Genomic DNA, 14,612 nt, shown 5'->3' on the forward strand with positions numbered 1-14,612 from the left:
GATCCGCCATGAGTGGCTTTACAACCCGTCCCGAAATCCGTGGAAGCTTTGGCATGGTGACCAGCACGCACTGGATCGCCTCGGCCGTGGGGTTCGGCATCCTGGAACAGGGCGGCAACGCCTTTGATGCGGCCGTCGCGGCGGGTCTGGTGCTTCAGGTGGTCGAACCGCATCTGAACGGGCCGGCGGGCGATCTGCCGGTGATCTTCCACGACGCGACCACGGACCGGACGCAGGTGCTTTGCGCCCAGGGTACCGCCCCCGCCGCCGCCACGATCGAGGTGTTCGAACAGCTGGGGCTTGAGCTTATCCCCGGCTCGGGCCTGCTACCCGGCGTGGTGCCCGGGGCGTTTGACGGCTGGATGCAGTTGCTGCGCGATCACGGCACGATGGAACTGGGCCAGGTCATGACCCCCGCCATCACCTATGCCCGCGATGGCCACCCGATGCTGGCAGGAGTCTCCAAGGCGATCGAGGGCGTGGCGCCTTTCATGGCCGAGGAATGGCCGACCTCTGCCGCCGTCTGGACCCCGGGCGGAGAGGTGCCGACCCCCGGTGAGCTGTTCCGCAACCCCGATCTGGCCGCGACCTACCAGCGGCTGGTTGACGAGGCGACGGGGGACACCCGCGAGGGCCGGATCGACGCCGCCCGCGATCTGTGGCGGCGCGGCTTCGTGGTCGACGCGATCGAAGACTACCTTGCCACCGCCGAGGTCGCGGATGTCACCGGGTCGCGCAACCGCGCCCTGCTGACCCGCGCCGACATCGAAGGCTGGGAGGCGCACTACGAAGCGCCAGTCGAGATCGACTATCACGGGTACACCATCTGCAAGACCGGCCCCTGGGGGCAGGGGCCCGTGCTGCTGCAGGGGCTGCGGATCCTGGAAAACTTCGACCTGGCGGCGATGGACCCCATGGGCGCGGATTTCGTGCACCTGGTGGTCGAGGCGATGAAGCTGGCCTATGCCGACCGCGAGGCCTATTACGGCGATCCCGATTTCACCGACATCCCGCTGGAGACGCTGCTGTCGCGCGACTATGCCCGCGACCGCGCGGCGCTGATCGACATGAAGACGGCGTCGACCGACCAGCGGCCGGGCCGCATCCCCGGTTTCGAACACTGGGCCGACGCCGCCATTGCCCGCGCCGCGCGCGACTTCAAGGCCGGCACCGGCGCCAGCGTGGGTGAACCGACCATGGCGCATCTGACCGAACGCAAGGGCGACACGGTGCACCTGGATATCATCGACCAGTGGGGCAACATGGTCAGCGCCACGCCCTCGGGCGGGTGGCTGCAAAGCGCCCCGGTCGTGCCGGGCCTTGGCTTTCCGCTGAACACCCGGGCGCAGATGTTCTGGCTTGAGGACGGGCTGCCCTCGTCTCTGGCCCCGGGCCGTCGCCCGCGCACCACGCTGACGCCCTCGCTGGTCAAGAAGGACGGCAAGCCCTGGCTGGTCATGGGCACGCCGGGCGGCGATCAGCAGGATCAGTGGCAGCTGATCTGGTTCCTGCGTCTGGTCCACCACGGGCTGGACATCCAGGAAGGCATCGACGCCCCGCTGTTCCATTCGCAGCACTTCCAGGGGTCGTTCTATCCGCGCAAGGCCAACCCCGGCGCGATGATGATCGAACCCGCGATCGGCGACGACGTCATCGCCGACCTGCGCGGCCGCGGCCATACCGTCACGGTGTCGGCGCCCTGGTCCGTCGGTCGCCTGACCGCCGCGATCCGGGACGAGGACGGCCTGCTGCGCGCCGGCGCCACGCCGCGCCTGATGCAAGCCTACGCCGTGGGGCGCTGAGATGGACCAGGGCACCCTTCTGACCCTGATCGCCATCGCGGTCAGCGCGGGCATCGCGGGCGGCATCCTGGCCGGTCTTCTGGGCGTCGGTGGCGGCATCGTCATCGTGCCCGCGCTCTATTTCGCGCTGTCGTTCACCGACATGGCGCCGGGGCTGATCATGCAGGTGTCGGTCGGGACGTCGCTGGCCACGATCATCTTCACCTCGCTGTCCTCGGCCAGCGGGCACTATCGCAAGGGGGCGGTGGATTTCGCGCTGCTCCGGCTCTGGGCGCCATCGATCCTGGTCGGCGTGCTGATCGGGTCCGCCGCCGGGGGGCTGATCGACGGGCGCATCATGATGGGCGTCTTCGCGGTGATCGCCGCCATCGTGGCGCTGAACATGATCTTTTCGCGCCAGTCCGACGGAACCGCGCCGCGCAGTTTCTCGAAACCCGTCTGGGCGGGCTTTGGCGTCTTTGCGGGCACGGTGTCGTCGATGATGGGCATCGGCGGCGGCACGGTCTGCGTGCCGCTGCTGAACTTCCTGGGCTATGACATCCGCAAGGCCGTCGGCACCTCGGCCGCGATCGGGCTGGTGATCGGCCTGCCGGCCACGGTGGTCTACGTGCTGACCGGGCTGGGTGTCGACGGGCTGCCGCCGTTTTCCCTGGGCTACGTCAACCTGGTGGCGGCGGCGGTCATCATCCCGCTGACCACGGTCTTCGCGCGCGTCGGCGTCCTGATCGCCCATGCCATTCCGCAACGCGTGCTGCGCCTGTTCTTCGGGCTGTTCCTTGCGGTGACCTCGGTCCGGATGGCGCTGGATCTGCTGCGGTCCCTGGGCTGATCGCTCAGGCCGCAGGGGCTTTCGGCCGGGTCAGGTCAAATATCATCGGATCGGCGGGCAGGGGGTCGTACCGCTCGGCCACCGCCGGATCATGGCCGGGGATCAGGCGGGACCGGTCCCCCGCCAGGCGGGTGACGCGGTCGTGCCCGTCCAGGGTCCGCGCGACGTCGGCCACGATCGGGAAGGGGCGGCCCCGGTCGATGTTGCCATAGAAATGTGCCGCGTCCGACGCCAGGCATAGCCAGCCCGCACGGGTGCGCACCGTGACCGCCTGCAGCCCGAGCGAATGGCCGGGCACATGGTGTAGCCGCACGCCATCCGTCAGCTCGGCATCGCCATCGACGAAATCGACGCGACCGCCATAGTTCAGCGCCACCATCAGCTGCACGTCCGACAGTTCGAACGGGACCCGCATCAGGTCGTGGCGCATGTGCCGCCCGATGGCAAAGCGCATCTCTTCGTCCTGCAGGACGAACCGCGCGTTTGGCAGCTTGTCCATGTTGCCGGCATGGTCGTAATGCAGATGCGTGATGACGACCGTATCCACGTCGCCGGGCGCGATCCCAAGTGCGGCAAGCGCCTCGATCGGGCAGCGGATCAGCTCGCGTTTGCGGGCCGCGGCGCGGGCGGCGTTGAAGCCGGTGTCGACCAGGATGACCTCCTCGCCCCGGCGCAGGACCCAGACGTAATAGAAGATCGGCTCCGATCCGTCGTGGGGATCGGCCCCCATGTAGAAATCCGATACGGGCCGGATCGAGCGGGCGTATTGGACGGCATAGGCCTCCCAGGTGTCGGGGGATGTCGCGGGGTTGGTCATGGCGTCTCCAGTCTGGCGAGCGCGGGCAGGACATGATCGCGGAACCGGTCGGGGTCTTCGATCATCGGAAAGTGGCCCAGCCCCTCCATCTCGGTAAAGGTCACCTTGGCCGGGTCCAGCAAGCGGGCCAGGCTGCGCGTGTTCTCGGGCGAGGCCGAATAGTCGTAGCTGCCAGTGAGCAGTTCGATCTTCACCGCGCCGTCCCGGATGGCGGGCGCCAGGGCCGCGCCGTCGTATTCCTCGGAATAGTAGTGCAGATCGCCCATGTAGACCCCGGGTCGGGCCTGGGCATAGATCGCGCAGGCCTCGTCACGTTGGCGCTGTGGACAGGCGGGGCCCAGCATCGCGCGGACATAGGCCGGGTTGTGCAGGCCATTTGCCACGCGGGCATCGGTCAGCAAATCGCTTTTCCGGCCCGGCGACCGCAACGGCGCCTCAAGCGCGATGACCCCGCGCAGCAGGTCGGGCCGGTGCGCCGCCATCGCCATGGCGATCGCCGCGCCCATGGAACAGCCGACAAGGATGACAGGCCCGCCCACCACCGACTCAATAAAGGCCGAAACCCAGCCCAGGTAGGCGGCCTCGGTCAGCAGGTAGTCTGCCGTCGTCTCGCAATCGTCCTGGCCCGAGGACAGCCCGTGCCAGGGCATGTCGAAGGCCAGAAGCCGGTGCTTGGCCTGCAGCTCGGTGTCCGCAACCTGGTGCTGGAACTGCCGGGCATCCGCGCCGGCGGTGTGCAGGAAGACAACCGGGGTGCCCTCTCCGGCCTCAAGCCAGTGCAGCGTGGCCCGGTGACCGCCGGGTCCGGTGATCTGGCGGCGTTGGCCGACGACCGTCGCCGGATCGTGCGGAAAGCCAAAGCCGCCGAATGGTGTCGCATCGGGCCGGGCCAGTTCGATCAGCCGTTCCAGCGCGGCCAGCGATTGGGCCATCAGAACCGGATCGCCGGAGATCACCGGCCCGTCGGACTTGCGCAGCAGGGCGCCGAAGGAATGATACCCCGGCGGGGGCAGGGGGGACAGAACGCGATCCCAAACCTCTGCCCCTGCACTCAGGGTGATGTCGCCCTTGGCACCGGGGCACAGCTGCGGGTCGGGCCCCAGCTGAAGCGCCGCGCCCGAGCCCGGGTTCGTGCCGGGCTCCGCGACCGAGATCGTGCAGTCAAGCCCGCGCGCCGAAAACCGGAAGACCGGGTCGGTCGCCGCGCGGGACAGCCATTCGTGCAGGCGACCCGTCATGATCCCTGCAGGCCGTCGAGATAGCGGAAGATCTCGGTATGATCCGCGCCGGGCTCAAGATCCTGCTGGGCGCGGGACCAGACCGCCGAGATCGCCTCGACCCCCGGCAGGGGGCGGCCGGTCGTGCCGGCCAGTGCCGCCGCCAGCCCGACATCCTTGGCCATCAGCCCAAGCGCAAAGCCCGCGTCGCGGAACTTCTCGGACAGGATGAACTGCACCACCTTGTTCTCGGTCGAATTGTTGCGCCCGGTCGAGGCATTGATGATCTCGGTCATCCGTTCGGGATCCAGCCCGAAGTCGCGCGCCACGATCACCGCCTCGCAGGCCGCCAAAAGACCCGCCGCCGAGACATAGTTGTTCAGCGCCTTGGTCGCGTGACCGGCGGCCAGCGGACCGGCGCGGAACACCTTGCCCATGGCGCCCAGCATCGGGTCGACCCTGTCCATCGCCGCCGCGTCGTCGCCGCCCAGCATGATCGCCAGCGTGCCGCTGATCGCCTTGCGCACGCCGCCCGACACGGGCGCATCCAGCAGGGTGATGTTGCGCTCGGCCAGGCTCGCGCCGATCTTGCGCGTCTCGACCGGGTCGGACGAGCTCATGTCGACGATCACCGCGCCGGGCTTCAGCGTCGCCGCCAGCCCGCCGTCATCAAGACAGACCGCGCGCACGATGGCCGAATTGGGCAGCATCAGCAGGACGGTCTCGCATCCGGCCATGTCGCCAAGCGTGGTGGCCACCTGCAGGCCGTCGCGGTCGGCGACGGCGCGGGCGGCGTCAGGCTGGGCGTCGTAGACCAGCGGTGCAAAACCCTTTTCGGCCAGGCAATGCACCATGGGGGCGCCCATGGTGCCGGTGCCGACAAATCCGATCGTGGCCACGTCAGATCGCCTCCATGTCTTCCAGAACGCCCCGCGCGATGCGGAAACTGTCGACCATGGCGGGCACGCCGCAATAGATGCCGACCTGCAGCAGGATTTCCTTGATCTCGTCCGGGGTCAGCCCGTTGTTGATCGCACCGCGCACATGGGCGGCCAGTTCGTGCTGGCGGTTCAGGGACGCGATCATCGCGATGTTGATGGTCGACCGGGTCTTGCGGTCCAGCCCTTCGCGGCCCCAGACCTCGCCCCAGCAATAGGTCGTCACCAGTTCCTGCAGGTCCTTGGTGAAATCGACCATGCCGTCCACCGCCTTGTCGACATAGGCATCGCCCAGGGTCGCGCGTCGAATTTCCATGCCTTTGTCGTAGGTCGCCTTGTCCATGTGATTGGATCCTTTCGCTTAAAGTTCAGAAGTCTTTTCCAGTTCCGCGAACCTGCGGATGACCACGGCCGCAGCGGCCGCGACGTGGGCCTCGGCCAGCAGACGCGCCGAGGCGCCGTCGCCGTCGCGGATCGCGTCGATGATCGCGCCGATTTCCTTCAGCGTCTCGGGAAACCGCCCCGAGGCCGACAGGGTGAAGCGCCGAAGCTGGACGATGCGGTTGTTCAGCTGCGTGAACATCTGTTCCAGCACGTCGTTGTCTGCGCCGGTCAGCAGGCAGCGGTAGAAATCGTTCTTGGCCTCGATCAGGTCGTCGGCGTCCTCGCGGCCCAGCATGTCCTTCAGCCGGTCGAAGATGGCGAAAAGCTCCTGCCGCTGATCTTCGCTGGCGTGGCGGGTGAATTCCTCGCAGGCGAGCCCTTCCAGCGACCCGCGCACGCGGTAGAGATCGGCCGCCGCCTTCTGATCAAGCAGCGTCACCGTCGGCCCCTTGTGTGGCACCACCGTCACCAGCCCTTCGACCGCAAGCACCTGGATCGCCTCGCGGACAAGGCTGCGGCTGACCCCGAACATTTCGGTCATGGCGCGTTCGGACAGGCGCTCTCCGCCTTTCAGGTCACCGGCCAGGATCGCGCTGCGCATGCTCGTGACCAGCCGGGAGCTCAGCGTGACGTTGTCGCGGTTCAGCGCGTATTTCGATGACATTCTCCGTCCTCCGTCTTTCTTCAATCATATTGTCAGACAATCTGTCAATCAGGTTGACATGTGATCCGCCCCCACCTTACGCTCTGGCCAAATCGAAATCGACTGGATGGAGGAGATCATGTCGAAATCATTTGGAACTGAGGCTCAGCGTGCGACGGGTCTGAGCCGTCGTGCCGTGCTGGCGACGGGGGCTGCGGCCCTGGCGACCCCGGCGCTGACCGGGCGCGTCTTTGCGCAGGATGCGGTGAATGTCGGTGTGATCATGCCGCTGTCGGGGCCGAACGCGCAGTTCGGGATCAACTCGCGCAACGGCATCCAGCTGGTCGCGGACGAGATCAACGCAAACGGCGGCATCAAGTCCATGGGCGGCGCGCCGATCAACCTCGTCATCGCCGACGCGACCTCGAACCCGACACAGGCCGCGACCGTGGCGCAGCGGATGATGTCGCAGGACAACGTCGTGTCGGTGCTGGGGGCCTTTGCCTCTTCGCTCACCCTCGCGATTTCCGAGGTGACCGAACGCCGGGGCGTGCCGCTGCTGACCATGTCCTTTTCGGACCAGATCACCGACCGCGGTTTCCGCAACGTGTTCCAGATCGTTTCGGTCGGCAGCCAGATCGGCGCCGCCACCTTCGATTACACCCGCGCGCTGGCCGAACAGGCGGGCACCACGCTTGAGCGGATCGCGATCATGTACGAGGACACGGCCTATGGCACCTCGCAGTCCGCGGGCCTGCGGTCGGCCGCTGCTGCCGCCGGGATCGAGGTCGTCATGGACGAAGCCTATCCCCTTGGCATCACCGACGTCAGCCCGCTGATCAACCAGCTGCGGCGGTCCGATGCACAGGTCGTCTTCCCGGTGTCCTACCTGAACGATTCGCTGCTGATCGTGCGGGCGATGCGCCAGCAGGGGATCACCATCCCGACCGTGGGCGGCGCCGCCGGTTACATCATCCCCGACTTCCGCGACGGTCTGGGCGAGTTGGCCGACAACGTTCTGTCGATCTCGCCCGCCGCCTATGACCAGGCGCCCGAATACACCGAACGCTTCCGCGAGAAGTTCGGCTATTTCATGGTGCACGAGGCGCAGGAACACGCGGCCTGCATGGGCTGCCTGCACGCCGCGCTGGAATCGGCCGGCAAGGCTGACCCCGACGCCATCCGCGAGCACTTGCAGAACGATGTCTTCGATCAAGGCTGGGCCACGGTAATGACCGGCGGCAAGGTCGAATTCGACGACAAGGGGCGCAACCCCCATGCCTCGCCGCTGATGGTCCAGTGGCAGAACGGCGAACTGGCCACGGTCTATCCCAAGGAACTGGCCAAGGCCGAGGTCGTCTGGAACAGCTGATCGCTGCCCGATCCCGTCCCGAAGCGGCACGACCGCTTCGGGCAATCCTTTCTGAGGCCGGATACTTCGAATGCAAAATCTTCTGACGCTCCTGCAGACGACGATCGACGGCATCCTGATCGGCGGCGTCTATGCCGTGATCTCGATTGGGCTTAGCCTTGTCTTCGGTGTGATGCACATCGTCAATTTCGCCCATGCCGAATTTCTGATGATCGGCATGTTCATCGCCTGGTTTGCCTGGAATTACGCCGGGATCGACCCGATGCTGGGCGCCTTCATCGCGCTGGCCGTGACCTTTGTCCTGGGCATGCTGATGCAGCGCACGATGATCAAGCCGATCCTGCACGCGCCGCAGGTGTCGCAGATCTTCCTGACCGTCGGCCTGCTGTTCGCGCTGGAAAACGGCGCACTGCTGCTGTTCGGGGCGGATTATCGGTCGGTCTCGACGGGCTACCAGACGCAGGCGCTGACCCTGCTGTCGACCGAGGCCGGGCGGCTTTTCGTGCCGCTGGACAAGCTTTACGCCTTCCTCATGGCGCTGCTGAGCGGCGGGGCGCTGTGGTACTTCCTGAGCCGGACAAGATGGGGCCGCGCCATGCGCGCCACGGCGCAGGATCCGATGGCCGCGCGCCTGATGGGGATCGACACCGACAAGATGTACATGATCGCCTTCGGGCTGGGGGTCGGCACCACGGCCTTCGGCGGCGCGGTCATCCTGCCCTATATCACCGCCTCGCCCACGGTCGGGTCGCAGTTCGTCGTCCTGATGTTCACGGCCGTGGTCCTGGGCGGTCTCGGTTCGGTCGCCGGCGCTGTGGTCGGTGGCATCATGGTCGGGCTGATCCAGTCGTTTTCGGCCCTGTTCCTGCCCATTCAGCTGATGAACCTCACGCTTTTCGTCATCTTCATCCTGGTCCTGGCCTTCCGGCCCGAAGGCCTGACCGCCCGGAGGCGCGCATGACCCGTCAGCGACTTCTTCCCGTCCTTCTGTTCGCCGGGGTCATCATCCTGGCGCTGATCCCGCTCGGGCTTGATCCGCGCGGCTACGAGATGCGGATCCTGTGCATCACGCTGCTTTTCGCATCGCTTGGCCAGGCCTGGAACATCGTCGGCGGGCTGGCCAACCAGATCTCGCTTGGTCACGCGGCCTACTTCGGGATCGGGGCCTATACTTCGACCATCCTGCTCAAGCTGTTTTCGCTGTCACCCTGGCTGGGCGGCGTGATCGGCATGATCCTGGCCGTGGCCTTTGCCCTGCTCCTCAGCCTGCCGACCGCGCGGCTCAAGGGGCATTACTATGCGCTGGCGACCCTCGCGGCCGGTGAGGCCATCCGCGTCATCGCCAACAGCTGGGCCGATGTCACCGGCGGACCTGTCGGGATTTCGGTCCCCTACCTGCCCGACGGCAGCCTGTGGATGATGCAGTTCTCGACCGTGCTGCCCAACTATTACCTGTTCCTGGCCGCGCTGGTGGTGATCTGCCTGGTGTTCTGGAAGATCAAGTCCGGCGCCCTGGGCTACCGTCTGCGCGCCATCAAGGAAAACGAACAGGCGGCCGAGGTCATCGGCGTGGACACCTACCGCTCCAAGCTGATCGCCGCCTGCGTTTCGGCCGCGATCACCGCCTTCCTCGGCACGCTTTATGCGCAGTTCCAGTTCTTCTTCGATCCGGACACGGTGTTCGGCGTGGCGACGATTTCGGTCAAGATGGCCCTGATCGCGATCCTTGGCGGGGTGGGGCGCCTGTCCGGGCCTCTGGTCGGCGCGGCCTTCATCATCCCGATGGAGGAGATGGCCAACAGCTATTTCGGCAGCTCGGCCGCCGGGCTGTCGCAGTTCGCCTACGGCGCGATCCTTGTGCTGGTCATCCTGCTCAACCCGCATGGGCTGACGGCGCTGTTCGCGCAGCTTCGGGACCGTTTCACCGGGAAAGGGGGCTCGCATGACCGCTCCGTTGCTTGAGGTCAGGGGCGTCACGCGCCGCTTCGGCGGGCTGATCGCGGTGAACGACGTGACCTTCGACGTCCACGCCGGAGAGATCGTGGGCCTGATCGGCCCGAACGGCGCCGGCAAGACGACGCTGTTCAACCTGCTGACCGGGGTCTATCCGCCGTCTTCGGGCGACATCCGGCTGGAAGGCGAGGCGAGCGGCGGCTTGAAGCCGCACAAGATCGCCCGGCGCGGGATGACCAAGACCTTCCAGAACGTCGCCCTGTTCATGGAATCCTCGGTGCTCGACAACGTGGTGACCGGGGGGCTGCTGAACAACGCGCTGCCCGAGGCCCGCGACAAGGCCCGCCAGATCCTGGACCGGGTCGGCCTGTCGGCCATCGCCGATGTCCGCGCGGGCGACCTGTCGTTCCCGGAACGCGCCCGGGTCGAAGTCGCGCGTGCCCTGTGCACCGAACCCAAGCTGCTGCTTCTGGACGAGGTCATGGCCGCCCTGACCCCCGCCGAGATGGAAGAGGTCATCGACCTCGTGCGGTCCCTGCGCGACGATGGCACCACCTTCATCGTCGTCGAACACCACATGAAGGCGGTGATGAAGCTGTGCGAACGCCTTCTGGTTCTCAACTTCGGAGAGCTGATCGCTGATGGCACGCCGACCGAAATCTCTCGCAATGACCGGGTGATCGAAGCCTATCTTGGCGCGAACTTCGCCAAGAAGCAGGCATCCCAGCCCGTGGAGACCGCATGATGACCCCCGATCCCCAGACCGCGCCCGCCCCGCTTCTTGCTGTCGAGGGCCTCTCGGCCTCCTACGGCGGGGCCTGGGTGCTGCGCGACGTGTCGCTTGTCATGCAGGAGGGTGAATTCCTGTCGGTGATCGGCGCCAACACGGCCGGGAAAAGCACCCTGCTCAAGGCGATTTCGGGCCTGATGCCCAAGGTCGAGGGCCGCATCACCTTTCGCGGCACCGACCTGACCGCCACGCCGTCGCATCGCATCCCGTCGCTTGGTATCGCGCATGTCCCCGAGGGGCGGCATGTCTTTCCCGACATGACGGTCGAGGAAAACCTGATCGCCGGCGCCTTTGCACGTGGCACGGATGCCGCGATCGGCGACACGCTGGCGCATGTCTTCGACCTGTTCCCGCGCCTGAAGGAACGGCGGCGTCAGCTGGCCGGAACCCTGTCGGGCGGCGAACAGCAGATGGTCGCCGTCGGGCGTGGCATGATGCTGGACCCGAAGCTCTTGATCCTGGATGAACCCAGCCTTGGCCTGGCCCCCATGGTGGTCGAGGAAATGCACGACCGCTTTCACGAGATCCACGAAAGCGGGGTGTCGGTCCTGCTGGTCGAACAGAACGTGTCGCTGGCGCTGGAAAGCGCCGAACGCGCCTATGTCATGTCCTCGGGCGAGATCGAATTCGAAGGCGTGGCCAAGGATCTGGCGAACGACGACCGCATCCGGAAGGCCTATCTGGGGATCTAGCGCGGTCCGGGTCGCGCGGGGCGGGGCGCGCATCACGCGCGTCTCGCGGTTTTGTGAAGGTACGTGAGCACCTCATCGGATCGCTGTACCGCGCGGTCCCCGACCCCCGGCCCCCAAATTTCATTGCGAAAACGCCCTGCGCGCTGTTGGCGGCACAAGGTCGCGGCCCTTGCCGGACCCGACGTCACCCCATACGGTTGGTTTGATTTTTCAGGCTGAAGACACGACCTTGAGAGGAATACCTTCAGGTCGCATCGAAGCCTGGGTCAACGGGACAAGAACAGGGCTGCCAACGTGTCACTATTTCTTATCGTCGCTCTGCCGTTTCTGGGCGCCCTTCTGCCTGGCGTGATGAACCCGGCCGGGCGGTCGGCCACCGCCGGCGTGACCTTCACCATCACCCTTGCCGCCTTTGTCGGCCTGCTGACCAACCTGCCCGCCGTGCTGAACGGAGAAGTGGTGACCAACGGCATAAACTGGATGCCCGTGCTTGGGCTGAACGTGACCCTGATGCTGGACGGGCTGGGCTTCTTCTTTGCGCTGCTGATCCTCGGGATCGGGCTTCTGATCATCGCCTATGCCCGGCAGTACCTGTCCCGCGATGACAACATGGGCGAATTCTTCACCTACCTGCTGCTGTTCCAGGGTGCGATGGTGGGGATCGTGCTGTCCGACAACATCCTGCTTTTGCTGGTGTTCTGGGAACTTACCTCGCTGTCGTCCTTCCTGCTGATCGGCTATTGGAAGCATCTGCCCGAAGGCCGCCAGGGCGCGCGCATGGCGCTGACCGTGACCGGGATGGGCGGCCTTGCCATGATCGGGGGGATGCTGATCCTGGGCCAGATCGCGGGCAGCTATGACCTGAGCGACATCCTGCAGAACCGCGACCTGATCCAGGCCAGCCCGCTTTACGTGCCCGCGCTGATCCTGATCCTGCTGGGCTGTTTCACCAAGTCGGCGCAGTTCCCTTTCCACTTCTGGCTGCCGCACGCCATGGCCGCACCGACGCCGGTGTCGGCCTACCTGCATTCGGCGACCATGGTGAAGGCGGGGATCTTCCTGATGGCGCGGCTCTGGCCGGTGCTGTCTGGCACGCCGGAATGGGTGATGATCGTCACCACGGCAGGGCTGATCACCATGGTGCTGGGCGCGGTGATCGCGCTCTTCAAGCATGACCTGAAATCGCTCCTGGCCTTTTCGACGGTGTCGCACCTGGGCCTGATCACCATGCTGCTGGGCACCGGCACCTCGTTCGGGGCCATGGCGGCGGTGTTTCACATCCTGAACCACGCGACCTTCAAAGCGGCGCTCTTCATGTCGGCGGGCATCGTCGATCACGAGGCCCACACCCGCGACATCCGGCGCCTGGGCGGGCTGCGGCACCTGATGCCGATCACCTTCGCCATCGCCTCGCTTGCGGCGCTGTCGATGGCGGGCATCCCGCTGCTGAACGGCTTCCTGTCGAAAGAGATGATGCTTGAGGAAGCGCACCACACCGTCCTTTTCGGCAGCCATTGGCTGGTACCGGTGATGGCGACCGTCGGATCGCTGTTCTCGGCCGCCTATTGCTTCCGGTTCATCGGGCATACCTTCCTGGGCCCGGTGCGCGACGACTATCCCCACACCCCCCACGATCCGGGCGCGGGCATGTGGCTGCCGCCCGCGATCCTGGTGACGCTGGTCGTCCTGATCGGTGTCGCGCCTTTCGTTGCGGAACCCTTCGTCAAGCTGGTCACGGCCTCTCTGCTTGGCTCGGCCGGAGAGGTGCCGGATGCGCACATCAAGATCTGGCACGGTCTGGTGCCCGCGCTTTACATGTCGATCGTTGCCGTGGCGGGCGGCCTGCTGATGATGCTGGTCTTCGCGCCCCTGTCGCGGCTGTGGGAATCCACGCCGCGCCCCGAGGCCAAGGTGATCTTCGAGGCGATCATCAACGGCGCGGTCCGCGCCGCGCGCGTCGTGATGCACAGCCTGCACAACGGGTCGTTCACACGCTATGCCATGATCGCCGTCGTGACCGTTCTGGCGGCGGGCTATCACGCCTGGATCACCGGCGCCGTCGGCGTGCCCACGCGCGAGATGCAGGCGCCCGGGGCGGTGGCCATCGCGGGCTGGGCCATGCTGGTGGCCGCGACGCTCGGCATCGTCTTCTTCCACCGCAACCGCCTGCTGGCGCTGATCCTGATGGGGATCGTCGGGCTGATGGTGTCGATCGCCTTTGTCTTCTTCAGCGCGCCTGACCTCGCCATGACCCAGTTCACGGTCGAGGCCGTCACGATCATCCTGCTGCTGCTGGCGCTGAACTTCCTGCCGAACCGCACGCCGGTGGAAAGCACCACGCTGCGGCGGTTCCGCGATGCCACGGTCGCGATTGCCGGCGGGCTCGGATCGGCCGCGCTGGCCTGGCACTACCTGCTGCGCGACGCGGTGGCGACGCCGATTTCCGAATTTCACCTGGCCAATTCCTACAAGGGCGGGGGCGGCACCAACGTCGTCAACGTGATCCTTGTCGACTTCCGGGGCTTCGACACCTTCGGCGAGATCATCGTCCTGTCGATCGCCGCCCTGCTGATCTATGCGCTGACCGAGACGCTGCTGGACGGGCCGGTGCGGCGGCGGCTGCTGAACCGCACGCCGGACCAGCCGCAGTCGGGCACCCGCCATCCGATGATGATGGTGGTGCTGACCCGGGTCATCATGCCCGTGGTCATGATGGTCGGCTTCTACATCTTCCTGCGGGGCCACAACGAACCGGGCGGAGGCTTCATCGCGGGCCTGATCGTGTCGATCGGCGTGGTGATGCAGTACATGGCCAGCGGGTTCAGCTGGACGGCGGCGCGGCTGAAGTATCCCTATCACGGGGTGATCGGCGCGGGCGTGCTGGTGGCGGGGTTCACCGGCATGGGGTCATGGTTCCTTGAAAAGCCCTTCCTGACCTCGGACTTCACCTATGTCCGCATCCCACCCTTCGAGAAATTCGAACTGGCCACCGCCGCGCTGTTCGATCTTGGCGTCTTCCTGGCCGTGGTCGGCGCGGTGATGCTGTCGCTGGAAAGCTTCTCGCGGTTGGCGCGGCGCGCCGACATGCCCGACAGCGACCACCCGATGGATATCGACCCGTCGCGCGAAAAGCCGTCGCCCGACCTGCGTACCCCCGAACCGGAGGCCCACTGAC

At 66.3% G+C, this 14,612-nt stretch carries 13 protein-coding genes; 8 read left to right on the plus strand and 5 right to left on the minus strand.

What is annotated here, in order from left to right:
* The first annotated feature begins 8 nt into the window (after nt 1-8).
* Together E4S58_RS16930 and E4S58_RS16935 are read left to right on the plus strand one after the other, a co-directional pair.
* Entirely contained in the window at nt 9-1,802 is a 1,794-nt protein-coding gene (locus E4S58_RS16930; protein ID WP_136637652.1) for a gamma-glutamyltransferase family protein, read from the plus strand.
* Nucleotide 1,803: 1 nt separating this feature from the next.
* Entirely contained in the window at nt 1,804-2,631 is an 828-nt protein-coding gene (locus E4S58_RS16935; RefSeq protein WP_136637653.1) for a sulfite exporter TauE/SafE family protein, read from the plus strand.
* Nucleotides 2,632-2,635: 4 nt separating this feature from the next.
* On the opposite strand, the gene E4S58_RS16940 is transcribed toward E4S58_RS16935, so the two are convergent.
* Genes E4S58_RS16940 through E4S58_RS16960 form a run of 5 tightly spaced genes read right to left on the minus strand, consistent with a single transcriptional unit; the run spans nt 2,636 to nt 6,651 of the window.
* The gene (locus E4S58_RS16940; protein ID WP_136637654.1) at nt 2,636-3,448 is read right to left on the minus strand and encodes an N-acyl homoserine lactonase family protein; all 813 of its coding nucleotides are present in this window, start codon (nt 3,446-3,448) and stop codon (nt 2,636-2,638) included.
* Entirely contained in the window at nt 3,445-4,686 is a 1,242-nt protein-coding gene (locus E4S58_RS16945) for an alpha/beta fold hydrolase (protein ID WP_136637655.1), read from the minus strand. The genes E4S58_RS16940 and E4S58_RS16945 overlap by 4 nt, the downstream gene beginning before the upstream one ends.
* Nucleotides 4,683-5,564: an NAD(P)-dependent oxidoreductase gene (locus E4S58_RS16950; protein ID WP_136637656.1), complete on the minus strand. Its 882-nt coding sequence runs from the start codon at nt 5,562-5,564 to the stop codon at nt 4,683-4,685. Before E4S58_RS16950 ends, E4S58_RS16945 begins: the two co-directional genes overlap by 4 nt.
* 1 nt (nt 5,565) lies before the next feature.
* Nucleotides 5,566-5,946: a carboxymuconolactone decarboxylase family protein gene (locus E4S58_RS16955; RefSeq protein WP_136637657.1), complete on the minus strand. Its 381-nt coding sequence runs from the start codon at nt 5,944-5,946 to the stop codon at nt 5,566-5,568.
* Between the two features lie 18 nt (nt 5,947-5,964).
* Entirely contained in the window at nt 5,965-6,651 is a 687-nt protein-coding gene (locus tag E4S58_RS16960) for a GntR family transcriptional regulator (protein WP_136637658.1), read from the minus strand.
* A 118-nt stretch (nt 6,652-6,769) separates the two neighbouring features.
* On the opposite strand from E4S58_RS16960, the gene E4S58_RS16965 reads away from it, so the two are divergent.
* The 6 genes from E4S58_RS16965 (at nt 6,770) to E4S58_RS16990 (ending at nt 14,611) form a co-directional block, all read left to right on the plus strand.
* Nucleotides 6,770-8,002: an ABC transporter substrate-binding protein gene (locus tag E4S58_RS16965; RefSeq protein WP_136637659.1), complete on the plus strand. Its 1,233-nt coding sequence runs from the start codon at nt 6,770-6,772 to the stop codon at nt 8,000-8,002.
* 70 nt (nt 8,003-8,072) lie between these two features.
* Nucleotides 8,073-8,963: a branched-chain amino acid ABC transporter permease gene (locus E4S58_RS16970; RefSeq protein ID WP_136637660.1), complete on the plus strand. Its 891-nt coding sequence runs from the start codon at nt 8,073-8,075 to the stop codon at nt 8,961-8,963.
* Nucleotides 8,960-9,964: a branched-chain amino acid ABC transporter permease gene (locus E4S58_RS16975; RefSeq protein ID WP_136637661.1), complete on the plus strand. Its 1,005-nt coding sequence runs from the start codon at nt 8,960-8,962 to the stop codon at nt 9,962-9,964. Before E4S58_RS16970 ends, E4S58_RS16975 begins: the two co-directional genes overlap by 4 nt.
* Nucleotides 9,945-10,700, plus strand: a complete 756-nt coding sequence (locus E4S58_RS16980; protein WP_136637662.1) for an ABC transporter ATP-binding protein — start codon at nt 9,945-9,947, stop codon at nt 10,698-10,700. Before E4S58_RS16975 ends, E4S58_RS16980 begins: the two co-directional genes overlap by 20 nt.
* A complete protein-coding gene (locus E4S58_RS16985) occupies nt 10,700-11,437 on the plus strand; it encodes an ABC transporter ATP-binding protein (RefSeq protein ID WP_136637663.1) in 738 nt (245 codons plus the stop codon). Before E4S58_RS16980 ends, E4S58_RS16985 begins: the two co-directional genes overlap by 1 nt.
* A 294-nt stretch (nt 11,438-11,731) precedes the next feature.
* Entirely contained in the window at nt 11,732-14,611 is a 2,880-nt protein-coding gene (locus E4S58_RS16990; protein ID WP_136637664.1) for a monovalent cation/H+ antiporter subunit A, read from the plus strand.
* The last annotated feature ends 1 nt before the right edge of the window (nt 14,612 follow it).

The organism is Pseudooceanicola onchidii (assembly GCF_004959925.1).
Taxonomy (GTDB): domain Bacteria; phylum Pseudomonadota; class Alphaproteobacteria; order Rhodobacterales; family Rhodobacteraceae; genus Pseudooceanicola; species Pseudooceanicola onchidii.